This window comes from Pseudoalteromonas sp. SWXJ133, assembly GCF_015864365.1.
GTDB lineage: Bacteria > Pseudomonadota > Gammaproteobacteria > Enterobacterales > Alteromonadaceae > Pseudoalteromonas > Pseudoalteromonas arctica.
This window is the reverse complement of record NZ_JADYXJ010000005.1, coordinates 198546-206789: the sequence shown is the minus strand read 5'-3', so window position 1 is coordinate 206789 and position 8244 is coordinate 198546. Positions and strand designations below refer to the sequence as shown.

The 8244-nt window shown below is 39.7% G+C and carries 7 protein-coding genes; 6 read left to right on the top strand and 1 reads right to left on the bottom strand.

What is annotated here, in order from left to right; genetic code table 11:
- Nucleotides 1-199: 199 nt before the first annotated feature.
- A complete protein-coding gene (locus I6F40_RS05935; protein WP_024604280.1) occupies nt 200-580 on the top strand; it encodes a GreA/GreB family elongation factor in 381 nt (126 codons plus the stop codon).
- 231 nt (nt 581-811) lie between these two features.
- Here the strand turns inward: I6F40_RS05935 and trhP are convergent, their stop codons facing one another.
- Nucleotides 812-2197: a prephenate-dependent tRNA uridine(34) hydroxylase TrhP gene (trhP, locus tag I6F40_RS05930; RefSeq protein ID WP_197192644.1), complete on the bottom strand. Its 1386-nt coding sequence runs from the start codon at nt 2195-2197 to the stop codon at nt 812-814.
- A gap of 279 nt (nt 2198-2476) precedes the next feature.
- On the opposite strand from trhP, the gene ndk reads away from it, so the two are divergent.
- From ndk to ispG, 5 genes are all read left to right on the top strand, one after another.
- The gene (gene ndk, locus I6F40_RS05925; protein WP_007377442.1) at nt 2477-2908 is read left to right on the top strand and encodes a nucleoside-diphosphate kinase; all 432 of its coding nucleotides are present in this window, start codon (nt 2477-2479) and stop codon (nt 2906-2908) included.
- Between the two features lie 168 nt (nt 2909-3076).
- Nucleotides 3077-4207: a bifunctional tRNA (adenosine(37)-C2)-methyltransferase TrmG/ribosomal RNA large subunit methyltransferase RlmN gene (locus tag I6F40_RS05920; protein WP_024592994.1), complete on the top strand. Its 1131-nt coding sequence runs from the start codon at nt 3077-3079 to the stop codon at nt 4205-4207.
- A gap of 126 nt (nt 4208-4333) precedes the next feature.
- Nucleotides 4334-6124, top strand: coding sequence for a type IV pilus biogenesis/stability protein PilW (gene pilW / locus I6F40_RS05915; RefSeq protein ID WP_197192643.1), 1791 nt, complete (start codon nt 4334-4336; stop codon nt 6122-6124).
- Nucleotides 6121-6990, top strand: a complete 870-nt coding sequence (locus tag I6F40_RS05910; RefSeq protein WP_197192642.1) for a RodZ domain-containing protein — start codon at nt 6121-6123, stop codon at nt 6988-6990. The genes pilW and I6F40_RS05910 overlap by 4 nt, the downstream gene beginning before the upstream one ends.
- A 5-nt stretch (nt 6991-6995) precedes the next feature.
- Complete coding sequence (ispG, locus tag I6F40_RS05905; RefSeq protein ID WP_166379208.1) at nt 6996-8114, top strand: flavodoxin-dependent (E)-4-hydroxy-3-methylbut-2-enyl-diphosphate synthase; 1119 nt, start codon at nt 6996-6998, stop codon at nt 8112-8114.
- The last annotated feature ends 130 nt before the right edge of the window (nt 8115-8244 follow it).

Genomic DNA, 8244 nt, shown 5'->3' with positions numbered 1-8244 from the left:
AATTAAAGGCTGAAACCAGTTTTAGTAAAGGTATGCCAGCAAAGCAGAAGAAAGCGATGCGCAGTACAGCTTATCTTGAAAAGGTATTGAATTTATAGTGTTTTTTCATGCTCTTGCCCTGAGTGTAACCCTTACACTCGGCAGTTACACTGTACCTTTATATATTTAAATTCGATTTAGTTTTTGTGGGGATTAGTCCGTGCTTTCTTTTCTGTTCGAGCGTAAAAAATCTTTCCTGTCTAAAAATGACTTCACAGACGCAGCGGTACTATTACAACCGCTGAAGCTTGCGTATTTACTACAAGAAGTCGAGTATTCACAGCGGCCTTGGTCAAAATTCAATCCGCATGTACAAATTAATAGCACGGTGGTCATTAAAAATATAACCACCGGTTTTAAGCGCCGCATAACTTTAGTCCCTCCAAGCCAACGAAGGCACTTTATTAGTGACGTATCATTTCACTCTCCTCTTGGGGTCGCTCTTTTAGGGCATAAAATAAATCATATTATTGAATATAAAGAAGCTGGGGAATCCCACCTTTGGGAAATAATAGCCATTAATATTAAGGAGGAAATATAGAGTCAATTATTTCAATTTTTATTTATTAATTTTATATATTTAGTTGGAGTTATTTGTAATGAGTAAAGAAAAACCTAAAAAACATGCAAGCAAAACATTAAAACAAAAACGTAAAGAGCGAAGAGATAAGCTAAAGCAACTTGAAAAATAATTAATATTATTTTAAATAAAGTCGCAAACTCGGGGTTTTTATAACCCCGATTTTTTTGAAAAAACTATATTCAGCTGTAGCTAAACAGCTTGTTTAAATGGATTACGAGTATCTTGGTGTTCCTCAAGATTACGCATTAAAATAGCATGCGCTAAGTTAATGGCTTTATTTAGCGGGATTTTTACAATGTGACCGGAGCCTTTAGCATCGCTAATACTTTCGCCCTTTTTGTTTTCCATATATTCAAGCTTAAAAGTAAAGTTACCTTGTGGTGTCATAAGCTCTAAGGAGTGGCCTGTACAAAATTTATTTTTAACGTCAATTTCAACTAATCCATTTTCGCAGCGCCCAAGTACTTCACCCACAAATTGCTGTTTAGTTGATACAGAATGACCGTACTCATAGTTTTGATAATCTTGATGGGCGTGGCGTTTTAAAAAGCCTTCGGTATAACCACGATGCGCTAGATTTTCGAGAGTTTTAAATAAGTTAGTATCAAATGGTTTACCCGCAGCTGCGTCGTCTATTGCTTTGCGATAAACTTGTGCTGTGCGCGCTACATAATAAAATGACTTAGTACGCCCTTCTATTTTTAAACTATGTACACCCATTTTTGTTAACTGCTCTACGTATTGCACTGCGCGTAAATCTTTTGAGTTCATAATATACGTGCCGTGTTCATCCTCAAACGCAGGCATATACTCACCAGGGCGACCTTGTTCCTCTACCATAAATACATCGTTACTTGGCGCGCCTTCACCCAGTGTAGGAATAACCTGTTTTGGGTCAATTTTATGCACCATTTCGCCGGTTTCGTTTTCAACCCCAGGTTTTACATCATAATCCCATCTACATGCATTAGTACACGTGCCTTGATTTGGGTCGCGCTTATTTATATAACCAGAGAGTAAACAACGCCCTGAATACGCCATACATAGTGCACCATGTACAAATACCTCAAGTTCGGTGTCTGGGCAGAATGTGCGTATTTCGGTTATTTCTTCGAGCGACAGCTCCCGCGATAAAATAACGCGTTCAATTCCCTGCTTTGCCCAAAATTGTACACTCGCGTAATTTACCGCATTTGCCTGTACCGATAAGTGAATTGGCATGGCTGGCCATTTTTCACGAACAAGCATAATCAAACCAGGGTCTGACATAATCAGCGCATCGGGCTGCATCGCAATAACCGGTTCTATATCACGTAAATACGATTTAACTTTGGCATTATGCGGCGCAATATTAGACACCACATAAAACTTTTTATTTTGCGCATGGGCTTCACTAATGCCGACTTGCAGAGTGTCTAGGTCAAACTCATTATTACGTACACGCAAGCTATAACGAGGCTGCCCCGCATAAACCGCATCAGCTCCATAAGCGAAAGCGTAGCGCATGTTTTTTAAACTGCCTGCGGGGCATAGTAATTCAGGAATAAAAGGCATTGAAGAAATAACGGGTGACATGTGCGCTCCATACATCAAACTGGGTTTAAACCAGTTGCATAAGTAGTTAACCTAAACTCTGAAAAATAAATCTATCCCAAGCAGAATTCAGATTAGTCATTAACAAATAAGTAAACAGAAGCGCGACAGTATAAATGCGGTCAATAATTTGTATTTGATCGAGATCACAAAACGGCAACCAAACTGGTTTTTAATAAAATTAGGATTTTTCACTTAAAACGCGTATAATTCGCGCCCGTTAATATTCACACTTTTACTTAAAATTATTGGAGCATAAAGATGGCTTTAGAACGTACTTTTTCAATCGTAAAACCTGATGCAGTTGCTAAAAACCACATTGGCGCTATCTACAACCGTTTCGAATCTGCTGGCCTTAAAATCGTTGCAGCTAAAATGGTTCACCTTTCACAAGAGAAAGCTGAAGGTTTCTACGCTGAACATAGCGAACGTCCTTTCTTCGGTGCTTTAGTATCTTTCATGACATCTGGTCCAGTAATGGTTACAGTTCTTGAAGGCGAAAACGCTGTTCTTAAAAACCGTGAAATCATGGGTGCTACTAACCCTGCTGAAGCACTAGCTGGCACTTTACGTGCAGACTACGCTGATAGCATCGACGAAAATGCTGTTCACGGTTCTGATGCTGTTGAATCTGCTGCTCGCGAAATTGCTTACTTCTTCGCTGACGAAGAGCTTTGTTCACGTACTCGTTAATTCGAATTCGTTAACATATTGAAAAGGGCTTTCGGGCCCTTTTTTAGTCATTACGTAAAGTATTAATCAGTAAACTAATAATGTTTTACTTAATGATTAAAGTGAGTGAATTGTGTACAATTCGTCCTCGTAAATTTTATCTCCACCGTCACCGATTGAGGTTGTTTCATGACCGAGCAAAAAAAGATTAACTTATTAGATTTAAACCGAGATGCAATGCGCGAGCTATTTGCATCGTTCGGTGAAAAGCCGTTTCGTAGTGACCAGGTTATGAAATGGATTTATCATTTTGGCGTAGATAACTTCGACGATATGAGCAACGTAAACAAAAAGCTTAAAGAAAAACTTAAAGCTGAATGCGAAATTGTAGCGCCAGAAATCACCGTTCGCCAGCAAGCAAGCGACGGTACTATTAAGTACGCACTTATTCTGGAAGGCGGCCAAGAAGTAGAAGCCGTTTGGATCCCTGAAAAAGAGCGCGCTACTTTATGTGTATCATCACAAGTTGGTTGTGCTCTTGAATGTACTTTTTGTTCTACTGCGCAACAAGGCTTTAACCGTAACTTAAAAGTATCTGAAATTATTGGCCAAGTTTGGCGTGTAGCTAAAGATATTGGCCTTGATGGTCATAGTGAAAAGCGCCCAGTAACTAACGTTGTAATGATGGGTATGGGCGAGCCTTTACTTAATCTTAAAAACGTAGTGCCAGCAATGGAATTAATGATGGACGATTGGGGCTTTGGTTTATCTAAGCGCCGCGTAACATTAAGCACTTCAGGCGTTGTACCCGCACTTGATTTACTAAAAGAGAAAATTGACGTAGCACTGGCTATATCACTTCACGCACCAGATAACGCACTGCGTGATATTTTAGTACCGGTTAATAAAAAGTACCCTATCGAAGAGTTTTTAGCCTCATGTCGTCGTTATATCGATGGTTCGAAAGCCAATAAAGACGTAACAGTTGAATACGTTATGCTTAATGGCATTAACGACAGCACCGATCAGGCGCATGCATTAGTGCAAACGTTAAAAGGCACACCTTGTAAGGTCAACCTTATTCCGTTTAACCCGTTCCCGGGTAATGAGTACACTCGCTCAAGCAATAGCCGTATTGACCGTTTTTCAAAAGTATTACAAGCAGCAGGCGTTACCTGTATTGTGCGTCGTACTCGCGGTGACGACATTGACGCCGCTTGCGGACAGTTAGTAGGTGATGTAGTTGACCGTACTAAACGTTTAGCTAAAAAGAAAATGCGTGACGATAACGCAATTAGCGTTAACATCCACCAAGCATAATCTATAACCACCCTATGTGAATTAGTTATGTAGGGTGGTTAAGTTGCTTATTTTCAAATAAATGATGCAAGATCAAAGGTTTTAGGTAAGATAGGTGCCATGGACTAAAAATGAAGAGATATGGTAATGCGATCTATACTTGCTATAACACTATCGACACTTGCCATAAGCGGCTGTGTTAGCGAAAGTAGTTATAACGGTAGTAATAAGCCCGTCGTCGAAAATAAAATTAATAATACTGGCGCAGCACGAACACGAATTGCTTTAGCCCTACAGTATCTAAAAACGGGTAATAACTCTCAAGCCAAATACAACTTAGAACGTGCAGCTGCATTTGCTCCTGACCTACCTGAAGTACATTACTCTCTTGCTTATTACTATCAACAAGTAGGCGAAAATCAGCTAGCAGATAAAGCCTACCAAAAAGCACTCGAAATAAAGCCAGACGATCCTAATACCCTTAACAACTACGGTGTATTTTTATGTGGTATTGATGAATACGACCGTGCAACTGATCAATTTTTAAAAGCCATTGAAGTACCAAGTTATATTCGCGTTGCCGAAAGCTACGAAAACTTAGCGTTATGTGCTATCGAATTTGATGATTTTGAAAATGCAGAAAGCTACTTCCAGCAAGCACTTAATCACAGCTCTCAACGTACATCTACGTTAATTAGCTTAGCTGCACTGTATTACGCTAAAAGTGACTTATACAAAGCCAGTGAACTTTTAAAACGCTACGAAAGCACAGGTCGAGTATCTTCTCGCGCATTAATGCTTAGCTACCTTGTAAAAAACAGAATGGGCAGAATAGAAGAGGCTGAAAAGATCTCCAGTACTATTTTACAAACTTACTCTACCAGTAACGAAGCCTATGCATTAAAAGAGAAAAGAACACGTTTTAATGAGTTTGAAATACTGCGAGAAAAATACCGCAAAGCGCAATTAAAAGAAATAAAAAATGATGAAAGCGGCACACATATTAGTTCAAAGCCAAAAATAAAAGTAATTAGAAAGAAACGTTCACCAGAGGACGGCTCAACAAGCTTAGTAACAAATGACGAGAAAAAAACAGATAAAAACCTCGCAACAGCATATAACCAAGACTTGAATCCGGTTATAGCAAGAGAAAATCAAGCCGATGGAAATACAATAGTAGCAAAACAAATTATAGCTCCTAAAGTCGTCGTACCAAGCAAGTCTACCGATACATCAGCTGTTATGCTTGCACTTACCACTGAACACGACTCTGCGGAGTCTATAGTAGCAGCGCCTATGAAGGCTAAGCCCACTTACGAACCTAAAAAAATGCCTGTAGTAAAAAAGCAATCTGGCAAAGCTGATGATGAAGTAAAAATAATTTCGTTTGGCGCGCCTAAAGCAAATCAGCTTAATTCACAAGAAAACAACAAAAACACTAACGTAGTACCTGTAGTTACCACTCAAAAAAATAGTAGTCACGTGGTATTCTATGAAGCGACTAAAAATACAGCCGTATTTGAAAACAGCAACTATCAAAATGGTGCTGATATTAGATTTAAAAGTTACGAGGCAGTACAGAAAACTGAGCTCCCAATGCTTAACCCTAAAGTACCAGCTTTACAAGTACCATTTCATATAATTGCCGTTGGCGAAAACCTATTTAGCATTTCGGTACGATACAATGTTAAACTACAAAAACTCTTACAATGGAATGGTTTAAAAGAGTCGGATAGAGTAATGAATGGAAGTAAAATTTATCTAAACGATCCGAATGTTTATTATGAAATTAAAGCTGGTGATTCTCTTTACGATATAGCTACCCAGCGGCATGTGTTAATTGATGAATTAATGCGATGGAATAAATTAAGTCCTGATATAGCACTAAACCCAGGGCATAGACTTTTACTAGTGGATCCAGACTCATACAAATTATGAATGAAGAAAATATACAAACACAAACACAGACAGAGCAGCCGACTGTAGGCCAAATATTAAAAAATCACAGGGAGCAAGCCAACGTTAGCATAGCGACTATTGCTGCACCTTTAAAACTATCTGAGTTGCAAATTAAACGCCTTGAAAACAATGAATTTGCATTACTAGGTCCTATCACTTTTGTTAAAGGCTATATAAAAAATTATTGCCGTGAATTAAAAGTAGATAGCGCACCTATTTTAGCAATGATGCCAGCACCACCAGAGCCAACAAAACCAGAAAATATGCAGAGTTTTTCGCGCAGAACAGAGAAAGAAGCAAACGACAGTCGTTTAATGCTATTTAGCTACTTAATTTTAGCGATTGTTATTGGCTTATCTGCTTTATGGTTTTGGCAAAACGCGACACCTATTGAAGAGCAAACCAGTAACATAAATGTCGCCAATTCAAAAATGAGTGAACGACAGGCCGCCCAACCAAGTTTTTTGCAGCAACAGCAACAAGCTGAGATTGATGACGAGCCATTGTTAGAGCCGCAAAGTGCGCTTACACCTAGTGAACCTGAGGTAGTTGTAGAAACAACTCCTCTTGCTTCTATTAGCGATAGCCAAGATGATAGTACGAGTACTATTGTTATGAACTTTAATGACGAAAGCTGGGTGGAAATTTACGATGGCGAAGGCGAAAAAATAGCGTTCGGTGTTAAAAAGGCAGGCTACATAATGACCGTAAGCGGAACGCCTCCTTTTTCAGTTGTGCTTGGTAAGCATGACGTTGTAAACATTACTTTAAACGGTGAACCTGTAGATGTGTCTGCATTTCCTCTAAACCGTTTAGCCAAATTTACATTACCACTAGCAGAGTAGTCGCTATGTTTTCAGAATCTCCAATTAAACGCAGAAAATCCACCCGAATCAATGTAGGTAACGTCCCTATTGGTGATGGTGCCCCTATTGCAGTGCAATCAATGACCAACACCGACACCATGGATGTTGATGCAACTGTTGCACAAATACAGGCAATACAAGATGCAGGTGCCGACATAGTCCGTGTATCAGTACCAACAATGGATGCAGCCGAAGCGTTTAAAAGTATAAAAGAGCAAGTAACGATTCCGCTAGTTGCAGATATTCACTTTGATTATCGTATAGCCTTAAAAGTGGCAAAATACGGCGTTGATTGCCTGCGTATAAACCCGGGTAATATAGGTAGTGAAGAGCGTATAAGAGCTGTGGTCGATTCTGCACGCGAGCATAACATTCCTATTCGTATTGGTGTAAATGGCGGTTCACTAGAGCGCGATTTACAAGAAAAATACGGAGAACCAACACCAGAAGCTCTATTAGAATCAGCAATGCGCCATGTAGATATATTACGCCGCCTTGATTTTGATCAATTTAAAATATCAGTAAAAGCGTCTGACGTATTTTTAGCTGTAGGTGCATATCGCTTACTCGCTAAAGAAATAGACCAACCACTGCATTTAGGTATTACCGAAGCGGGCGGCATGCGCTCAGGCTCTGTTAAATCTGCAGTAGGTTTAGGTATGCTTCTTGCCGAAGGTATTGGCGATACCTTGCGTGTATCACTTGCTGCCGACCCGGTACAAGAAATTAAAGTAGGCTTTGATATCTTAAATTCATTGCGCATTCGTTCGCGTGGAATTAACTTTATTGCCTGCCCTAGCTGCTCACGCCAAGAGTTTGATGTAGTAAGCACCATGAACCAACTTGAAGAGCGCCTTGAAGATATTATAGAGCCTATGTCAGTTTCAGTAATTGGTTGCGTTGTAAATGGACCAGGTGAAGCGCTTGTGAGTGATATAGGGCTTGCCGGTGCAAGTCGTCGTTCTGGTTTGTATATAAATGGCGAACGCCAAAAAGCGCGTATTGATAACAACAACATTGTTGACCAGCTTGAAGGTTATGTACGCGACTTTATAGAGAAAAAGCAGAACCAAACACCGATTGACATAAAAATAGTCGAATAAATACCGTTTAAGATGGCAAACCGCGTGGTTTGCCGTTTACCTTTATAGCTAGTGGATACCCAAACGACCCCAAGACACAGAATTCAGCGTTTCACAGGCTCTTAATATCAAGGCGTTACTTTGCAAGAAT